The following is a 16,520-nucleotide window of genomic DNA, read 5'->3' as shown; positions in this document are numbered from 1 at the left end:
TTTGCACATGCCTTTTCTGATCGAAACCTTCGACAAGCCCGACCGCCACGCCCTGCGCTTGGAGGTACGCCAAGATCATTTGGATTATCTGAATGCCAACGTGAATATCTTGCTGGCTTGTGGCGCCAAGCTTTCCGATGATGGCAAGACGGCTTCCGGCGGCATCTACCTAGTCGATCTAGACAACCGCGAAGAGGCCGAACGCTTCATCGAGGCCGATCCATTCCATCAGGCGGCGTTATTCACCGAGGTCAAGATCGTGCGCTGGCGGCAAGCCTACCTGAATCGGAAGAACACTCTGTAGCGCAAGTACAATCTCGTAGCGCAAATACAATGGGGAAATCGCAATGTTGTTTCATGTAGAAATGACGGTGAAGCTGCCGCCGGACATGCCGCCCGAGCAAGCGGCTGACATCAAGGCGAAAGAGAAAGCCTACTCGCAGGAGCTGCAACGGCAGGGCAAATGGCGTCATCTTTGGCGGATCGCCGGTAGCTACGCCAACGTCAGTATCTTTGACGTCACTGGCAATGCCGAACTTCAGGATCTCATCAGTGGCTTACCCCTGTTTCCCTACATGGATATTCAGGTGAAGCCACTATGTCGTCATCCTTCCTCTATCCACGAGGACGATTCCTAAGAGTCCTACCAATTGCCTCGTCGTGTTTATCGAAGAGCGATTGCCTACCATACATATGTTCAACCGGCATTGAGCCATCGAGGATACCTGAATGAGCCAAGACGCTGCGCAAAGCCAAACTTCTCGACGCCACTGCGCCGTGGTTACTGGAGGAGCAAGGAATATCGGCCAGGCCATCGCACTTCGACTCCAGCAGGATGGCTATCAAGTCATCGTGGTGGATATCGTCGAGCCGGGAGCGGACTCGCTGAAAGCGGAGGCACGTCAGGTGGACCTTGCCGATGCCGACGCCACCCGGCAGGCAATGGAGGAGATCGCCGCGCATTATACGGTAACCCGGTTAGTCAATAACGTGGGTATCGTCGCCCCGGCACTGCTTGAGGAGGCAAGGCTCAAGGACTTCGACAAGTTGATGCACCTGAACGTACGCTCGGCGCTGGTCTGCACCCAAGCGCTACTGCCCAGTATGAAGGCTTCCGGCATGGGTCGTATAGTGCTGAATACCAGCCGTGTGGTACTGGGCAAGGAGGCGCGCACTATTTACAGCGCCACCAAAGGAGCACTGCAATCCATGGCCAGAACTTGGGCGCTGGAGTTGGCAGAGTACGGCATTACCGTCAACTGTGTCGCACCTGGCCCCATAGCCACTAGTGCCTTTTGGCAGAACAACCCACCCGACTCCGAACGCGCTCGTCACATCATCGATAATATTCCGCTAGGTCGCATGGGCCAGCCTGAGGATGTAGCGCAAGCCGTTAGCTTTTACTGCGACGAGCGCAGCAGCTTTATTACCGGCCAGACCCTCTTCGTATGTGGCGGCGTCACGGTCGGCTAGCAATGTAGTGCCATTCGATTCGATGCTCGGCACCCCAGCGTGGGGAAGTCAGTTCGGTACCATTGTCCGATACGATCATGCCGGGCTTTACCCTCTGTTCGAGAAACGCTGTCAATTCACGCGCGACTCGTCGCCCGGATATCAAGGTTTCCGGGATCATGGCGAGGCATTGACCTGCCACCGAACTTTCATCCAGCGACTATTGTAATGACCCCCTGGTTTCTGCACACCCTACGCAGCTAATGCGGGGTGTGCCCTGGGTGCCACATAGTCCAGCGACTGATGTGGCCGCTCTTCGTTGTAGTATCGGATCCAACGGTCGATCACGGCCCTGGCTTGGCCCAGCGACTCGAAGCGATGGAGCCAGATGCACTCCTCCTTCAAGGATCGGAAGAAGCGCTCCACGAGCCCGTTCTGTTCCGGTGTATACGGCATCGTGAACTCCTGGATGAGACCATAGGCCTTCACCGTGCCCTTGTAGTGCCGGCTGCTGAAGACCAGGCCGTTGTCGGAGCGTAGTGCCAGCGGTTGCTGAACACGTCCCAGTGCCCCCAATCGATAGATCAGCGCTTCCTCCAGCGCGGCCTCAGCGGTCTTGCTGCTGTCCGATAATCGCCAGCCGAGGATCTCTCGCGTACAGCAATCAATGATCCGCCAGACTAGCCCGCCGATCCTTGCCGCACCACACGTGCGTAAGATCCGTTGCCCAGCGTTCATCAGGCCGTGACGCGACAGACGGAAGGCTCTTGGCACGCGGGCGGAAGCCCTGTGGCCGCTTGCGCACCTGCCAGTCTTTCAACTGCAGGATGCGCTGTATTGGCTTGCGGTTCTCACCCAGAACACAAGCCAGGCGGCCATAGCCATAGGTGGGGAACCGCTCCAGGGTCAGCTTCACCCGTGCCGCCAGATCGACATTGATGATACGCTGCCGCAGCTTGGGCCGGTAATACAGGCTCCGCCGGGGGAACCCCAGCCAGCGGCAGAGCTTGACGAGCGATACCACATGGCCTTCCTCGGCCAGTTGCGCCTGCAGCGACCTTATGAATTCTCGTCCTCGTCGAGCAGGCGCTTGAATTTTTTTAGCGCATAGATCTGCAGATGAGCTTCGCCCAGTGCCTCCTTGGTCTCTCGGAGCTCGGACTCGTACTGCTCACGGATGTCCTTGGGGCGGGCCTTGAACCCGTTCTCCATGCTGCGCTGGGCTTCATCGATCCAGCCCTCGATCTCGGAGACAGTGAGATCGTACTGGCGAGCCACCTCAGCAGCCGTGGTCTTGCCCTTGAAGATATCCATGACCACGGCGGCCTTGCGCTTCGCGGTCCATCGCTTGATGGAGTTGTCGTCGCTCATCCTGTCCCCCTGATGGCTGCACTATAACCCTGTGCAGTTCTGGAGGGGGTCACTTCATGCCGATAATCTGCTCTTCCGTGAATCTTGCTCGTTTCATCGTCCGTCCTCCGGTTAGATCGGACTCTAATCGACGATGGAGGAAAAATCCCGTGGCAGGTCAGGTGTGGCCGATGCTCAACCCAACGCCACTTTTAATTGAGCCAATGCGCGCTCGAGCGATGCCTGCTGGCGACGTTCATAGAGCTCAATTTCATCTATTACAGTCTCGCCAAGCGCCTGTTCAAAAAGGTCTTGTCTAGACCGACTGACATATTGATCGCGCATCCCATCGTTCAAATTCGACTGGAAGATGCCTGCTGCGCTGACCGGAAGGAAGTCTTCGTAGGTCATTGGCGTAGCGATCAGGACACCCTGTTCGATCAATGCCTCGATCCGGTCGAAACCGGCTTCCTCTAACGTTTTGGCACCCGGCACAGCACGATAATGAAAAAAAGCCAAGCCATCTCGGCGCAGTGTCGCTTCATCGTCGGGAATAGCAGCGAAGACCTCACGCAAGTGTTCCTGGTGGGCCTCGTTATCGTCGCCCCCCTCACATGAAGCGGCTAGTATATGGTCATAAAGTTCTCTGCCCTTGCGAGTCAATGCCACGCCGCGCTGTTCAATTTCCCCGAACCGAGCAGCATGTCGCCCTTGGGATTCGTCGGCGAAGAAGATCGATTCCTCCAGCGCCTTGAAACTCGTCTGTCGAAGCAGGATCGGGCAGCACCGCCACGGAGGACCTTCGATGATAGCCTTGGGCGTGATGCCAGTAGCTGGCATACGCCGCTGCACTTCATCAATATCCAGTGTGCGCGGGGTAAGATGGTTAATATGTGGGCCACGAAAGCAGACCACATCAGCAACCAGGCGGTGCTCAGCATGTAATTTTTCATAGGTGGCTAGATCAACGGTCGCATCGCGATGCCAGCGAAAGGTCTCCAGCGCCTCCGCAACGAAGCATTTGGCCTCTGATTCGGTTAGCCCGCCCTTCGCCTCGTACCGCTCTATCAGCGCCATTGCCTGCGAAGTGACAATCTTACGCGAGGCTATGATGTTGGCTGCTCGCTCACGCAGCTCGGTATCGGCGATCAGCTCCAAGCGCAACAGCGAAGTAAATAGGCGAAAAGGATTTCGGCGTAAGGCCTCATCGTCGACGGGGCGAAATGCGGTAGAATGTACCGGTACACCGGCCATAGAAAGGTCGTAGTAGCCTACCGGGAACATGCCCATTACGGCGAACATACGTCGAAGCAGTGCCAGCTCTTCTGCGCTGCCCACACGGATCGCGCCATGTCTTTCGATTCCGAGTCGCTCAAGTTCTCCATCTTCAGCCATTGCCTTCTGTTGGGCCGGGTGGCGCTCAAGCGTGGCACGGTTAACCTGCTCGACTAGCTCCAGCAGAGTGCCGTACTGAGGCACTTCCTCCCGATACATGTCAGAAATCGCACGTGAGAAGCAATCCCGAATCCGGTCAGGGCTGAGAAAAGAATCGTTCATATGGAGTACCTCGCTACAGATAAAAAGGATCAGGTCAGTTGCCTCACGACATCGGCAGCAGCCTGATAACGATCGCCTAGATTAATCCCAGCTCAGCATGATCTTTCCCTTATGCTTGCCCGCTTCCATCATTTGGTGCGCCTCGACAATACTCTCCGCCGACAAGACAGTCTCTATAATCGGTTTAATGGTTCGGCTGGCCAGCAATGGCCAGACTTCAGTGTGCAGTTCCCTGGCGATCGCCCCTTTAAAGGAAGCACCCTGCGGGCGCAGAGTAGAGCCAGTCATAGTCACGCGGCGGCGCAGGATGTCAGACAGTGGAATAGTTGCCTCCTTCCCACGCTGCAACGCAATGATCACAATCCGCCCATCGTCGGCAACGCAGGCCAGCTCGCGCGGCAGATAATCACCGCCCACCATATCGAGGATCACATCTACACCACGACCGTCAGTCAACGACATAACCTCGGAGGCAAAATCCAACTCGCGATAGTTGAGCGCTCGTTCGGCGCCCAGTGATTCGCAGAAATTGCATTTTTCACGCGAACCCGCCGTGGCGAAAACGCGATGCCCCCGCTGTGCCGCCAACTGGATAGCCACCGTGCCGATACCGCTACTGCCACCTTGTACTAGCAAGCTCTCATCCTGACCGAGCGGTCCCTGGCCTAAGGCGGCGCGTTGAAAGACATTGCTCCATACCGTGAAGTAGGTCTCGGGTAAAGCCGCTGCCTCGACATCATCAAAACCCTCAGGATAGGGTAGACACTGCACCAATGGGACAGCGCAATACTCAGCGTAACCACCTCCCTGCAGCAAAGCACAGACCCGATCACCTAGTGCCAGACCAAAAGGGTTGTAGGTGTGGTCGAGGTCGCCCGCAACAATTTTGCCAGCCACCTCGAGTCCCGGAATGTCGGTGACGTTGGGAGGTACCGGGTAATTGCCTCGACGCTGGAAAATATCGGGTCGATTAATGCCGAAGGAGGCAACTTGAATCAACACCTCTCCCTTACCGTGCGTCGGTACGGGACGTCGCGTCAGGCGCAGTACCTCTGGTTCGCCCGACGCTATAATCTCGATAGCACGCATAGTGCTCATGGCGCCTCCTGGGAGGTGTTGTCACCGTGCGAAGAGTGACGACGCGAGGAGACAAAGCGATAGAGAGCTAGCAGAATCGACCCTACAGTCAGTGCGATGAAGAACCAAGTGATAGGTCCACGAACGAAGACCGACAAGTCATTCTGACCGATCAATAATGAGCGCCTTAAATTGTCCTCGAACATTGGCCCAAGGATAAAGCCAATAAGGAAGGGAGCCGCCGGAATCGCAGCACGATTGAAAACATATCCCATGACACCGAATCCCAGCATCAGCCAAACATCGAAGATATTGTTATTCACGGCATAAGCACCGTAGGCGCAAAACATCAATACGATAGGAAAGAGAATTTCCTTAGGAATCTCAGCAATAAGTGAGAAGTATTTAATGGCTCCATTGCCGACAATCAATAGCACTAGCGAGCTGCACATGATACCCATGAACAGCGCGTAGATTAAGGGTAAGTTCTCTTGAAACAGAACAGGGCCGGGCGTTAAACCATGAACCATAAAGGCCCCCAAGATAATCGCAGTGATCACGTCCCCAGGAATGCCCAACGACAACAGCGGGATCAAGGTGGCACCGGCCACACCGTTATTCCCAGCTTCTGAGGCGGCCACCCCTTCCACCTCACCCTTGCCGAAATTTTCTCGGCGTGGAGAACGTCGGCGAGCATCACTATAGGAGATGAAAGCGGCTGCGGTGGCCCCGGTACCGGGAATAGCTCCGATAATCACTCCGATCAGGCTGCCACGCACTATGCATTTCATGGAGCGCTTGAGTTCGGCAAGTGATAGCCCAGCCCCACTAGCCTTAGCCCGAACATGTGGGACCGCCTTCTTGCGATAGAACTCGATTATCTCAGGTATCGCGAACAGCCCAATCAATAACGGAATAAACGAGATGGAGTCCATCAAATTGTAGTTTCCGAAGGTTAGACGCTGCGAACCAAAAACTTCATCCAGCCCCACCAGCGAGAGCAGAATTCCCATCAGCGCCGCCAACAGCCCCTTTATCATCGACCCACTAGCAAGCGAAATGATAATGGTCAGCGAAAAACAGATCAGCCAGAAAAACTCCGGAGCACCGAAGTTAAGGGCAATTTTAGCTAAATAAGCCGCAAAGAATATCAATGCGATATTAGATATAAAATCGGCAATAACCGAAGAATACAGCGCTGTCTTTAGCGCTTTCTTGGCGTGCCCCTGCTGAGCCATCGGATAACCGTCAAGCAATGTGCATGCCGATGCAGGCGACCCCGGAGTGCGAATCAGAATAGCGGTAATCGATCCCCCGTACATACCGCCTTTATAGATGCCGACTAGTAGCAGAATAGCGGCGACCGGTTCCATCGAAAATGTGAACGGCAGCGCCAGCGCTACTGCCATGGTGGCTGTCAGACCGGGTATAGATCCAACGACGACACCAATCACGACCCCCAGCGCAATAGCTAGAAAGTTCTCGTAATGAAAAACAAGCTGAAGAGCTTCCGAAACTATTTCCATACGTCACCTAGAACCAAGTTAAATGATATGTCTCAAAAAGGCACTACAGGAAGTGGCACATTCATGAGATTGACGAATATTAAGGTAACGACTATCGGAAAGGCGATGGCCAAACTGTAGGGCCAGTAAGCACGTATCGGGTGGGCGGCAAAAAGAATTAGCGTAGCCAGAATGCCAGAAATTACAGCACCCAACGTCTCAAATAGTACTGAGTAGACCAAGAGTGCCACGATCATCAGAGCGAAACGAGGGTGGGACCCTTTTACAATGCGCCGCCCATCCTCTTTAGCAGTATTATCAATCAGCATACCCTGTACAATCAACAAAATGGATAAGCCAAACATTAACCATCCCACTATGCGCGGCAGCCAACGCGGTGACATCATAGGATTCTGAAGTATGGGCGGTTCACCGATATAATTGGGAATCAAACAGAACAACAGCACAACAGAGGCGATCAGTAGAATACCGCCTGTAAGGATATCGCCGGAGTCTCGAAACGGCAGACCTCGCTTTTGGATAGGAGTCGACATTTCTATCACCTCTATGTAACGGGAAAGGCGAGGATGAATCCTCCTCGCCTCACTAGCATCGCTGGGTTGCGATGACTTACTGGCTAATGCCCGCTTGGTCCGCCACCGTCTGCCATCGTTTCACGTCCTCGGCAACGAACTGCTTAAACTCATCGCCAGCGACCTGGCCAGGTTTGGCACCCAACTGATCAGCGAAATCAAGGAATTCCTTCCGTTGCATTACGCGCTCAAGAGCTGATTGCATAGCTTCCTGCGCCTCCAGAGGGAAGGATTTATCAGCGATCAGGCCGAACCAGGCGGTAGTGACAAACTGGTCAAGGTTGTAATCGCCTATTTCGCGAAGAGTCGGCACGTTCGGCAGATCCTTGGAGCGCTCAGCAGAGGTTACTGCTAGCGCTTTCAAGTCACCTGACTTGATGTGTGAGAGTACGGTCGGCATGTTTTCGAAGGAAACGTCGACATCGCCGCTCAACAACGCTGGTAAAGCTGCGCCGCTGCCAGCGAAGGGAACTGCCGTCATGTTGGTCTCGGTCAATGATTTAAAGAGCTCGCCGGACATGTGGATTGAGCTCCCTACACCGCTGTGACTGAATGTCATGTTTTGCTTCTTGGCCGCCTTAATAAAGTCAGTAACACTGTCATAAGGACTGTCAGCTGGAACTACCATCACATTGGGGATATCGATAAGTTTTTGCAGGAAAACAAAGTCTTCAACTGGATCATACGTCAAGTTGGGATAGATTGCCGCGCCGATGGTGTGTCCCGGCGAAGCCATCAGAATGGTGTGATCAGCATCACGACCGCCACGCGCTAAACGCGCGGTCGCTACGGTAGAACCCGCGCCGGGTCGATTCTCTACGATGATATTGGTGTCGAGCTCGCTCTGCAGTAGATCAGCCACGCGGCGCGAAAGTACATCGGTAGTGCCTCCAGGCGCATAGGGTACGACCAAGCGGATATCTTCGGTCGGCCACTCGCTAGCGAGGGCCGACGACACGAAAACGCCAAGGGCAAGCCCACTGCTACAAATTGCCCAACATGCTGCTTTTAAAATGCTTTTCATACGCCACCTTGATTTGACCAATCATTTTGTCCGCTTGGCGAACTTTAATTCGCAAACACAAACAGAGTACAGCGATCCGTCTCATTACAGAACCCGACTTTGGTCTCAACGGGGCGATGTCAAAATCTTGTTAGTGAATGCGATCCAAGTCTGTCCTTGGGATGGATACCTATACCGCGGCACGTCGGGGCATAATTGATACTCTTCACGTATAATGCTCTGCTCTCGCTCTCTCGGTTCCCGCTGCTGCGCTTGAACCAGCCCGAGGCCGAGCGACGTATAACCAACACCCTCTGCTCAGCCCACCAACCGAAGCAGCAAGACGGCCATCGCCAGCGAGATTGTCAAGAATGCTCCATTCCAACTCAGGCAGATCTGCCTCGCTGTCATGCCCGTGAAACGCGACATGATCATCATCGCCGCAGTGAACGGAGAGGACATCATGGTCAAAGACCAGCCCGCTAACATCGCTGCCGCCAGTAGAGGCAGCGAGAGTTCGGCTGGCCCTGCCTGGGCCACCATACTGGTCAAGAAAGTCACACTGATGATGGGGTTTACTCCCAACTGGGCCAGCAACACGATAAGCATCATTGCTAGTACTGGCAGCCAATTGCCTATGTACACCAGTATTTCTGCAATATCTCTCAACTGGGCGGGATTCAGTAGTGCTACGCTCAGATACCCCAGATAAGCTCCTGAGCCCAGTGCCACAATCTCGTTGCCAATGCCTTCGAATACATCTGGTAGGCGACGGCCTAGTATTATGCTAGCCGGTATCACGCCCACCCACCCCAGCGCACGACACTGCCACATCAGCCACAGCCAAGCCCCCATTGGTACTGCTATCAGCACCGCCTGCGGCAGGCGCAAGGAGAGCCAGACGGAAATCGCGAACACTAAGGAGATCAAAGCCAGAAGCAACAAGCTTAATATTACCAGCGGCATTAGCGATGGCTGAGCGGTGGATAAACCGTGGGAGGCCGACTGTGGCACCGACAGCTGATCACAGGCCCAGCCGAGCAGGAATAAGCCAATCGCAGTTACCAACACATAAGGAAATAGCTCCGCCCAAGTAAGTGGGTGGAGATTTCCTAGCACAACGGCCACCCCAATCCCCAGCGGTGATACCAGCGGAGCCAGCGTAAAGCCCCGCAGAGTGGCAAGCAGCATGCGACGGCGGCGCGCTTCTTGTAGCCATGTTCGGCCTTGGGCCGAAGCTAATGTGTTTGCCTTGTCTATCATCGTTATAAATAAAGTCAACACGCCGAAGTTGAGTACGATGCCGAATAGAGTGGAGCCCAAGGAGAGTAAGGGATAACGCCAAGCAGGAGGTTGCTTCAGTAGACTCTGCCCGCAGCGACGAATCAGGCGGGAGCGATAGGCAGGTAGCCGCAGCAGCGCCAATGCAGTCATGAAAGCAGCCAAAAAAGTGAAACTATTAGTAGCTTCATATAATTTGGCCCAGGGAGACGCTAGCTGCATTAATGTTAATAGTGTCGCTCCCACACACACCAGCGCTAGCAGACGTGCCATAGGACTGAAGCGCGGCCAACCCAATATCAGAAAGCCTACTAGCAGCAAATTAGATATATAACCCGCGACGTCTGAGCCGGCAAGCTCTCGCCATACAACCAAGACAGACAATGCGGCAAGTAGCCAACTGGACCACATGTTCATGGCAGGCAGGACTTTTGTGAATATCATAATCCAGCCACCCTCTGCTGATGTAGCTCAGTGGATTTTAGAAACATATCGAATGAGTTTATATGGGTCGACGTTGCCACATTAGTCACAATTGACACGCTTAGCCCTAGGCACTGTCTGAAAAGTACTGCGCTCGCCCATGCGGCGTTAAAAATCGGCTCAAAATGCTTATTTACACCCTGTAAACTCCGCATTTTCGCCGATTTTTGCCTTGCCTGGCCTTCGCTCGTCGACTTTTCAGACAGCACCTAAGATGTTGGTTGCGTGGCCAGTTGGAGTCCGCAGTTATGGTTGGCAGTCAATTGAGTTATGCCTCCGCCTCTCGGATCATATTACGAGAGATGATCACCTGTTGGATTTGGGTAGTACCTTCATAAAGCCGGAAAAGACGTACATCGCGATAGAATCGCTCAACGGCATATTCGCTAATATAGCCAGCGCCGCCATGGATCTGAACCCCCTTGTCGGCGACTCGACTACACATTTCAGTGGCGAACATCTTGGCACAGGAGGCCTCGGTGCTAACGTCCAAACCTTCGTCACGTTTACGCGCTGCATCCAGTACCATGCATTTGGCAGCATAGATTTCAGCCTTAGAATCAGCCAGCATGCCTTGAATCAACTGGAAGTCAGAAATGGTGCGACCAAATTGCTTTCTTTCCATGGCGTACCGTAGGGAGTCCTCCAGCACGCGTTCGGCGGCTCCTACAGCTATGGCAGCTATGTGTAGACGCCCCTTGTCAAGCACCTTCATAGCAGTTTTGAACCCGACTCCTTCTTTCTCACCTATCAAAGCACTGGCCGGGACACGCACATTATCGAAGATTACATCAGCTGTGTGTGCGCCTTTCTGGCCCATTTTTTTGTCCCGTTTGCCAATGGTGATTCCTTTTACATCGGAGTCTACAATAAATGCGCTTATACCCTTGGCACCTTTGATATCGGGATTGGTACGCGCCATGACGGTAAAAATTCCAGCATGTGGGGCGTTGGTGATGTAGCGCTTGGTGCCGTTAATAATATAATCATTCCCATCCCTGACGGCGGTGGTTCTCAGTGACGCCGCATCGGATCCTGAATCGGGTTCCGTTAGACAGAAAGCGCCGAGAATATCGCCGCTCGCCAATCTAGGCAGATAGGTAGATTTTTGCACATCAGTACCGTCCAGCAGAATGCCGATAGAGCCGATGCCATTATTTGTACCGATGAAGGAACGGAACGCTGGGGACGTGTGACCCAGTTCAAAGGCAATATTGACCTCTTCTTCCATGGTAACGCCGAGTCCACCAAACTCCTCAGGAATGGTGAGTCCAAAGAGTCCCATATCACGCATCTGAGATACGATATCCTCAGGGATCTCATCTGTCTCGGAAACCTCCTCCTCTCGGGGAATGAGGGCTTCATTGATGAAGCTTCGAATGGAATCCAGAAGGATCTGCATTGTTTCCTGGTCGCGAATCATAATCTTTCCTCGCTGATTTTATTTTTGATTACTACCTAGTATATCTCGTAGTTCACGAGATCTGCGTTTCTATATCATTGACCATCTGTACCAGTCTTGGGCCGATGGACTCTTCAAGCTTTTCGCGGGAAATCTGAAATTCTGGACCCCCACAGTTGAATGACAGTATGCCCAGTTGCGGATGGCTAAGAGGGACTGCAACCGCATTCACTTTTCGTTGCCACTCGCCGATCGAAAGACAATAACCATAGTCTGCGTAATCCCTAAAGGCACGCTCCAGCGCTCTGCGTATGCTTGGCCACTCCTTTGGGCTGCTCTCCTTGATATGTTCCATTATCACCTCGGCTTCATCTCGAGGCATGGCTGCTAGGCAAGCTCGTCCCGCTGAACTCTGATGAATAGGGAGACGTGTCCCTATCTGGCGGCGAATGGTCGAACGTAGGGCGCTCTGTACCACGTCCAAGTAGACCATATCGAGACGGTCTCGGGCGGACATGGATACGGTTGCGCCTACCTCGTTAGCGAGGTTGATCATCAATGGCTGTGCAACCGAGCGAATCGGCAGATTGGATATCATGGAGTAGCCAAAGGACATAACGCCTACATCCAGTTGATATTTCCCGCGTGGTAGAGGGCGTAGATAGCCTAGTCTAGCTAGCGTGTGCGTCAGCCTGCTCACGGTAGGACGCGGAAGCCCCGTCTTTCTTGCCAGATCGAGATTGCTAAGCATGCTGTCACGCGGGGTGAAGCAACGTAGCAGCTCCAGCCCTCTTGCCAGCGATGTCACGAACTGTCGGTCTTTCTCCTGTTCTTCCTCTGTATGGATTAGGTCCACCACGATCTGGAAGTCGCCACTGTCTCTTTTTTTCACCGAGCCTCGCTCCGGCCGCAAGTAACTGGGGAAAGAGTTTGCGTGCATTGCTCTGAAAATGTCAATCCGTCGAACGAAAAGCCCGCACTGCAGACATAATAATATTTTTTGTACTTTCGTAGCATGCCATGGCTACTGCTTGCTCCTCTTTGCCTTGAGATGAATAGAGGGGTTGCTCCGGGACCTAGGGTTTCATTGACAGTCTTTCAGGAAAGTGTGTAATTTAATGATATAGCAAAATAAAAGTCCGTATAGCGGACATATTAACAATTAGGTGCTACATGAATGAAAAGCAACAGCTAGCCGAGGCTTACCTGGCGTCACTAGTCGATGGTGTAGCCGTGGTTCGAATCGATCGACCAGAGGCCAAGAATGCGCTCAATGCTGCGATCAGGCGTCAGTTAGCCGAACATTTCTCGTCTCTGGCTCACCGAGATGAGGTGAGGGCCATTGTGCTGACGGGCGGCGAGCACGTCTTCGTGGCTGGGGCCGACGTCAAGGAGTTCGCTACGGTGTCCCCTGCCGAGATGCATCAGCGCCACAATGAGCGCTTTTGGGAGCCTATTGCGCTTTGCCCCAAGCCGGTAATCGCCGCGGTGAACGGATTCGCCTTGGGCGGTGGCTGCGAACTTGCCATGCACTGCGACATTATCGTGGCGGGAGAGACGGCTCGATTCGGTCAGCCTGAGGTCAAACTGGGCCTAATGCCCGGGGCTGGCGGGACGCAGCGCCTCGTTCGGGCGGTAGGCAAGTTCCAGGCCATGCGCATGCTGATGACCGGGTGCCTGGTTTCGGCGCCTGAGGCTCTACGTATGGGGCTAGTCAGTGAAGTTGTGGCAGACGACCAGACCTTGGAGCGCGCCAAGGCACTGGCCCACGAGATTGCGTCTCTACCCTCGCTGGCGCTGGAACAGATCAAGGAGACGGTACTCGCGGGTGCCGATTTGCCTTTGGATAGCGCACTGGTCCTTGAGCGGAAAGCCTTCCAAATGCTCTTCGATACTGCGGATCAGAAGGAAGGGGCGGCTGCGTTCATAGAGAAGCGCAAACCGAATTACCGGGGAGAGTCGTAATGTCAAGAGAAGTGAACCGGGTGGGAATCGTCGGCACCGGGGTAATGGGGGTGGGGATTGCGCAGATTGCTGCCCAGGCTGGCTTGCAAGTCGTGCTGTTTGACAAGCGAGACGGGGCGGTGAGCGCTGCGCGCGATGGACTACAGGCAACCTTCGACAAGCTGGTGGGCAAGGGCAAGGTCTCGCGTGAATCCGCCGATGCCGCCTTGTTGCACCTCAAGGTCGCCGAATCGATGGCGGACTTGGCAGATTGCGATGTGATCATCGAGGCGATCGTTGAGGATCTGGAAGCCAAGCAAGCCCTGTTCACCGACCTGGAGGCAATCGTTTCCAGGGAGTGCATCTTGGCGACGAATACCTCGTCCCTGTCTGTCACGGCCATTGCTTCGGGATTGTCGTGTCCTGGCCGGGTGGCCGGTTTCCACTTCTTCAATCCCGTGCCCCTGATGAAGGTCGTCGAGGTAGCCGACGGGATCGACACCGATAATGCAGTTGTCGATACGCTGCTAGAGTTGGCGAGCAGGCTAGGCCATGCCGGCGTGCATGCCCAGGACACCCCTGGGTTCATCGTCAACCATGCCGGACGCGCCTACAGCACGGAAGGGCTGATGATCTTGGAAGAGAGCGTGGCGGCGCCTGAGGATATCGACCACATACTCCGCGAGGAGGCTGGTTTCCGGATGGGGCCCTTGGAGCTGCTCGACTTGACGGGGTTGGATGTGTCCCACCCCGCAATGGAATCCATCTTCGAGCAGTTCTATCACGATCCGCGCTATCGGCCTTCCTACGTTACCCAGCAGATGCTGAAAGGTAACCGCCTGGGGCGCAAGACGGGCGTTGGCTTTTACCGCTACGAAGGCGGACGAAAAGCCGATGCCTTTGCTACCCAGCCGGTGCCCAAGGTGAGCCATGTTCCGCCGATCTGGGTAGGGTGTGAAGACGCCGCCGAGCGCGATCAGGTGATGGCACTGCTGGAGTCGCTTGGCGGTCGAGTGGAGTCGTCCGGCTCACCTTCGGAGGAGGCGCTCTGCCTATTGCTGCCTTTGGGTGAAGATGCCGTCAGTGCCAGTGCGCACTTCGGTGTCGCCCCTGAGCGAACGCTCTGCCTCGATGCGTTGCAGAGCCTTGACCGTCACCGGACCCTGATGATGACGCCGGTCACGCGACAGGACATGCGTGAGGCGGCTCACGCCCTGTTGGCGTCGGATGGCGTCGGAGTCACTGTGATTCGTGACAGTGTGGGGTTTGTCTCCCAGCGAGTGCTTGCCTCGGTAGTCAACCTGGCCTGTGACATTGCCCAGCGTGGGATTGCCACGCCTATCGATATCGATAATGCCGTAAGACTGGGGCTCAACTATCCGCATGGCCCACTGGCGTGGGGGGATGCGTTGGGTCCGAAACGATTGCTGGCCATCCTTGAGCGTATCAACGCGCTGACGGGGGATCCGCGGTATCGCCCAAGCCCGTGGCTGCGCAGGCGCGCCACGCTAGGGGTATCCCTGTTGCACGAAGCATCCAGTATTCGGTGATGTCGGGAGGTTTATCATGTTGGACGAATCGAGGTGGACGTAATGGGCGCGCTGACGGGAATTCGTGTGCTCGACTTGAGCCGAGTGCTGGCTGGTCCCTGGTGCAGCCAGGTGCTGGCTGATCTCGGGGCCGATGTCGTCAAGGTGGAGCGTGTTGCAAGGGGAGATGATACCCGGGCCTGGGGGCCTCCTTACATGAAGAATGCGCAGGGTGAGGATACTCAAGAGGCCTCATACTACCAGTCCTCCAATCGTAACAAGCGTTCCGTGGCCGTCGATATTGCCAGCGAGAAAGGGCAGGAAATCGTCCGGGCTCTGGCCGCTGAAAGCGATGTGCTGATCGAAAATTTCAAGGCGGGGTCTTTGGAGAAGTATGGGCTGGATTACGCGTCGCTTTCCCGTATCAACTCCTGCTTGGTCTATTGTTCCGTCACGGGCTTCGGTCAGACGGGACCACGTGCTCAGGAACCCGGCTACGATTTCATCATCCAGGGGATGGGTGGACTGATGAGTATCACCGGTGAGCGTGATGGCGTCCCCGGTGGCGGGCCACAGAAGGTGGGGGTGGCTGTGACCGACGTAATGACTGGGCTGTACTCAGTCATTGCGATTCAGGCAGCTCTCTTGGCCCGTGAAAAGACTGGTCGAGGCCAGTATTGCGATATGGCGCTCCTGGACGTTCAGGTAGCGGCCTTGGGTAATCAGAGCCAGAACTACTTGAGTACCGGGGTATCGCCTGGTCGCTACGGTAATGCACACGCCAATATTGTGCCCTACAACTCATTTCGGGCCAGCGATAAGGATTTCATTATCGCTTGCGGCAACGATTCTCAGTTTGTGGCCCTATGCAACGCCATAGGCCTGTCGGAGCTTGCCGCCGATCCCAGGTTTTCAAGAAACGAGAATCGCGTCAGGAACAGAGACATTATCACCCAAATTCTCTCGGACCATTTCAAGCAAGATGCGGCCGAAGTATGGGTGGAAAGAATCAGCAAGGTCAAGGTGCCGGTTGGGGTAATTAATGATATTGCCGGTGCGTTGGCGGAGCCCCAGGTGGACGCCCGTGGCATGCTGGTCAACATCCCCCATCCCATGAATCCTGACTTCAAAATGGTTGGTAGCCCGATTCGCCTCTCCGAAACGCCGGTGGAGTACAAGCGACCGGCGCCGCTACTGGGTCAGGATACCGACAATGTACTCTCAGAATATCTTGATCTCTCTGCAGATCAGTTGTCGCAGCTGAAGGACGACGGCGTAGTAGGTTGATCATTATTTTCATGACTCGAGTATTTTAGTTTAGGAGCAAATATGAAAGTACTCGTC

17 protein-coding genes and 1 pseudogene are annotated in these 16,520 nt (G+C 54.7%); 6 read left to right on the top strand and 12 right to left on the bottom strand.

Annotated elements, in window-relative coordinates; genetic code table 11:
- Positions 1-7 precede the first annotated feature (7 nt).
- The 3 genes from DOM32_RS16925 (at position 8) to DOM32_RS16915 (ending at position 1,473) form a co-directional block, all read left to right on the top strand.
- Positions 8-304: a YciI family protein gene (locus DOM32_RS16925; RefSeq protein ID WP_110636769.1), complete on the top strand. Its 297-nt coding sequence runs from the start codon at positions 8-10 to the stop codon at positions 302-304.
- Between the two features lie 43 nt (positions 305-347).
- A complete protein-coding gene (gene catC, locus DOM32_RS16920) occupies positions 348-638 on the top strand; it encodes a muconolactone Delta-isomerase (protein ID WP_110636766.1) in 291 nt (96 codons plus the stop codon).
- A gap of 91 nt (positions 639-729) precedes the next feature.
- Positions 730-1,473, top strand: a complete 744-nt coding sequence (locus tag DOM32_RS16915) for an SDR family NAD(P)-dependent oxidoreductase (RefSeq protein WP_110636763.1) — start codon at positions 730-732, stop codon at positions 1,471-1,473.
- Here the strand turns inward: DOM32_RS16915 and DOM32_RS16910 are convergent.
- The 12 genes and pseudogenes from DOM32_RS16910 to DOM32_RS16860 form a co-directional block, all read right to left on the bottom strand.
- A pseudogene (locus tag DOM32_RS16910) lies at positions 1,472-1,654 on the bottom strand (IS3 family transposase); the annotation flags it as partial. The gene DOM32_RS16915 and the pseudogene DOM32_RS16910 overlap by 2 nt on opposite strands.
- A 50-nt stretch (positions 1,655-1,704) precedes the next feature.
- Positions 1,705-2,190: an integrase core domain-containing protein gene (locus DOM32_RS17955; protein ID WP_208625407.1), complete on the bottom strand. Its 486-nt coding sequence runs from the start codon at positions 2,188-2,190 to the stop codon at positions 1,705-1,707.
- On the bottom strand, positions 2,117-2,476 hold the full coding sequence (locus DOM32_RS17950; RefSeq protein WP_208625406.1) for a hypothetical protein: 360 nt from the start codon (positions 2,474-2,476) through the stop codon (positions 2,117-2,119). The genes DOM32_RS17955 and DOM32_RS17950 overlap by 74 nt, the downstream gene beginning before the upstream one ends.
- A gap of 35 nt (positions 2,477-2,511) precedes the next feature.
- Positions 2,512-2,823 (bottom strand): DUF1153 domain-containing protein, encoded by a 312-nt coding sequence (locus DOM32_RS16900; RefSeq protein WP_110636760.1) that lies wholly within the window; start codon positions 2,821-2,823, stop codon positions 2,512-2,514.
- Between the two features lie 174 nt (positions 2,824-2,997).
- The gene (gene hglS, locus DOM32_RS16895; protein WP_110636757.1) at positions 2,998-4,359 is read right to left on the bottom strand and encodes a 2-oxoadipate dioxygenase/decarboxylase HglS; all 1,362 of its coding nucleotides are present in this window, start codon (positions 4,357-4,359) and stop codon (positions 2,998-3,000) included.
- Between the two features lie 81 nt (positions 4,360-4,440).
- Positions 4,441-5,457, bottom strand: a complete 1,017-nt coding sequence (locus DOM32_RS16890; protein WP_208625405.1) for an NAD(P)H-quinone oxidoreductase — start codon at positions 5,455-5,457, stop codon at positions 4,441-4,443.
- Positions 5,454-6,962 carry a tripartite tricarboxylate transporter permease gene (locus tag DOM32_RS16885; RefSeq protein ID WP_110636754.1) on the bottom strand — a complete coding sequence of 503 codons (1,509 nt, stop codon included), beginning with the start codon at positions 6,960-6,962 and terminating at the stop codon, positions 5,454-5,456. Before DOM32_RS16885 ends, DOM32_RS16890 begins: the two co-directional genes overlap by 4 nt.
- A gap of 32 nt (positions 6,963-6,994) precedes the next feature.
- Complete coding sequence (locus DOM32_RS16880) at positions 6,995-7,495, bottom strand: tripartite tricarboxylate transporter TctB family protein (protein WP_110636751.1); 501 nt, start codon at positions 7,493-7,495, stop codon at positions 6,995-6,997.
- 76 nt (positions 7,496-7,571) lie between these two features.
- Positions 7,572-8,558, bottom strand: coding sequence for a Bug family tripartite tricarboxylate transporter substrate binding protein (locus DOM32_RS16875; RefSeq protein WP_110636748.1), 987 nt, complete (start codon positions 8,556-8,558; stop codon positions 7,572-7,574).
- A 297-nt stretch (positions 8,559-8,855) separates the two neighbouring features.
- Complete coding sequence (locus DOM32_RS17840) at positions 8,856-10,262, bottom strand: hypothetical protein (RefSeq protein ID WP_157957111.1); 1,407 nt, start codon at positions 10,260-10,262, stop codon at positions 8,856-8,858.
- A 307-nt stretch (positions 10,263-10,569) separates the two neighbouring features.
- Positions 10,570-11,724, bottom strand: a complete 1,155-nt coding sequence (locus DOM32_RS16865; protein WP_110636742.1) for an acyl-CoA dehydrogenase family protein — start codon at positions 11,722-11,724, stop codon at positions 10,570-10,572.
- A 52-nt stretch (positions 11,725-11,776) separates the two neighbouring features.
- Positions 11,777-12,595: an IclR family transcriptional regulator gene (locus tag DOM32_RS16860; protein ID WP_208625404.1), complete on the bottom strand. Its 819-nt coding sequence runs from the start codon at positions 12,593-12,595 to the stop codon at positions 11,777-11,779.
- A 281-nt stretch (positions 12,596-12,876) separates the two neighbouring features.
- Between DOM32_RS16860 and DOM32_RS16855 the strand changes: the two genes are divergently transcribed.
- From DOM32_RS16855 to DOM32_RS16845, 3 genes are read left to right on the top strand one after another with little or no spacing between them, the layout of a single operon-like run.
- Positions 12,877-13,668 carry an enoyl-CoA hydratase gene (locus tag DOM32_RS16855; protein WP_110636736.1) on the top strand — a complete coding sequence of 264 codons (792 nt, stop codon included), beginning with the start codon at positions 12,877-12,879 and terminating at the stop codon, positions 13,666-13,668.
- Positions 13,668-15,197, top strand: coding sequence for a 3-hydroxyacyl-CoA dehydrogenase (locus tag DOM32_RS16850; RefSeq protein ID WP_110636733.1), 1,530 nt, complete (start codon positions 13,668-13,670; stop codon positions 15,195-15,197). Before DOM32_RS16855 ends, DOM32_RS16850 begins: the two co-directional genes overlap by 1 nt.
- Before the next feature lie 42 nt (positions 15,198-15,239).
- Positions 15,240-16,463 carry a CaiB/BaiF CoA transferase family protein gene (locus DOM32_RS16845; RefSeq protein WP_110636731.1) on the top strand — a complete coding sequence of 408 codons (1,224 nt, stop codon included), beginning with the start codon at positions 15,240-15,242 and terminating at the stop codon, positions 16,461-16,463.
- Positions 16,464-16,520 lie beyond the last annotated feature (57 nt).

The organism is Salinicola salarius, assembly GCF_003206135.1.
In the GTDB taxonomy this organism is placed as follows: domain Bacteria; phylum Pseudomonadota; class Gammaproteobacteria; order Pseudomonadales; family Halomonadaceae; genus Salinicola; species Salinicola salarius.
This window is presented reverse-complemented; position numbering and strand designations above follow the sequence as displayed.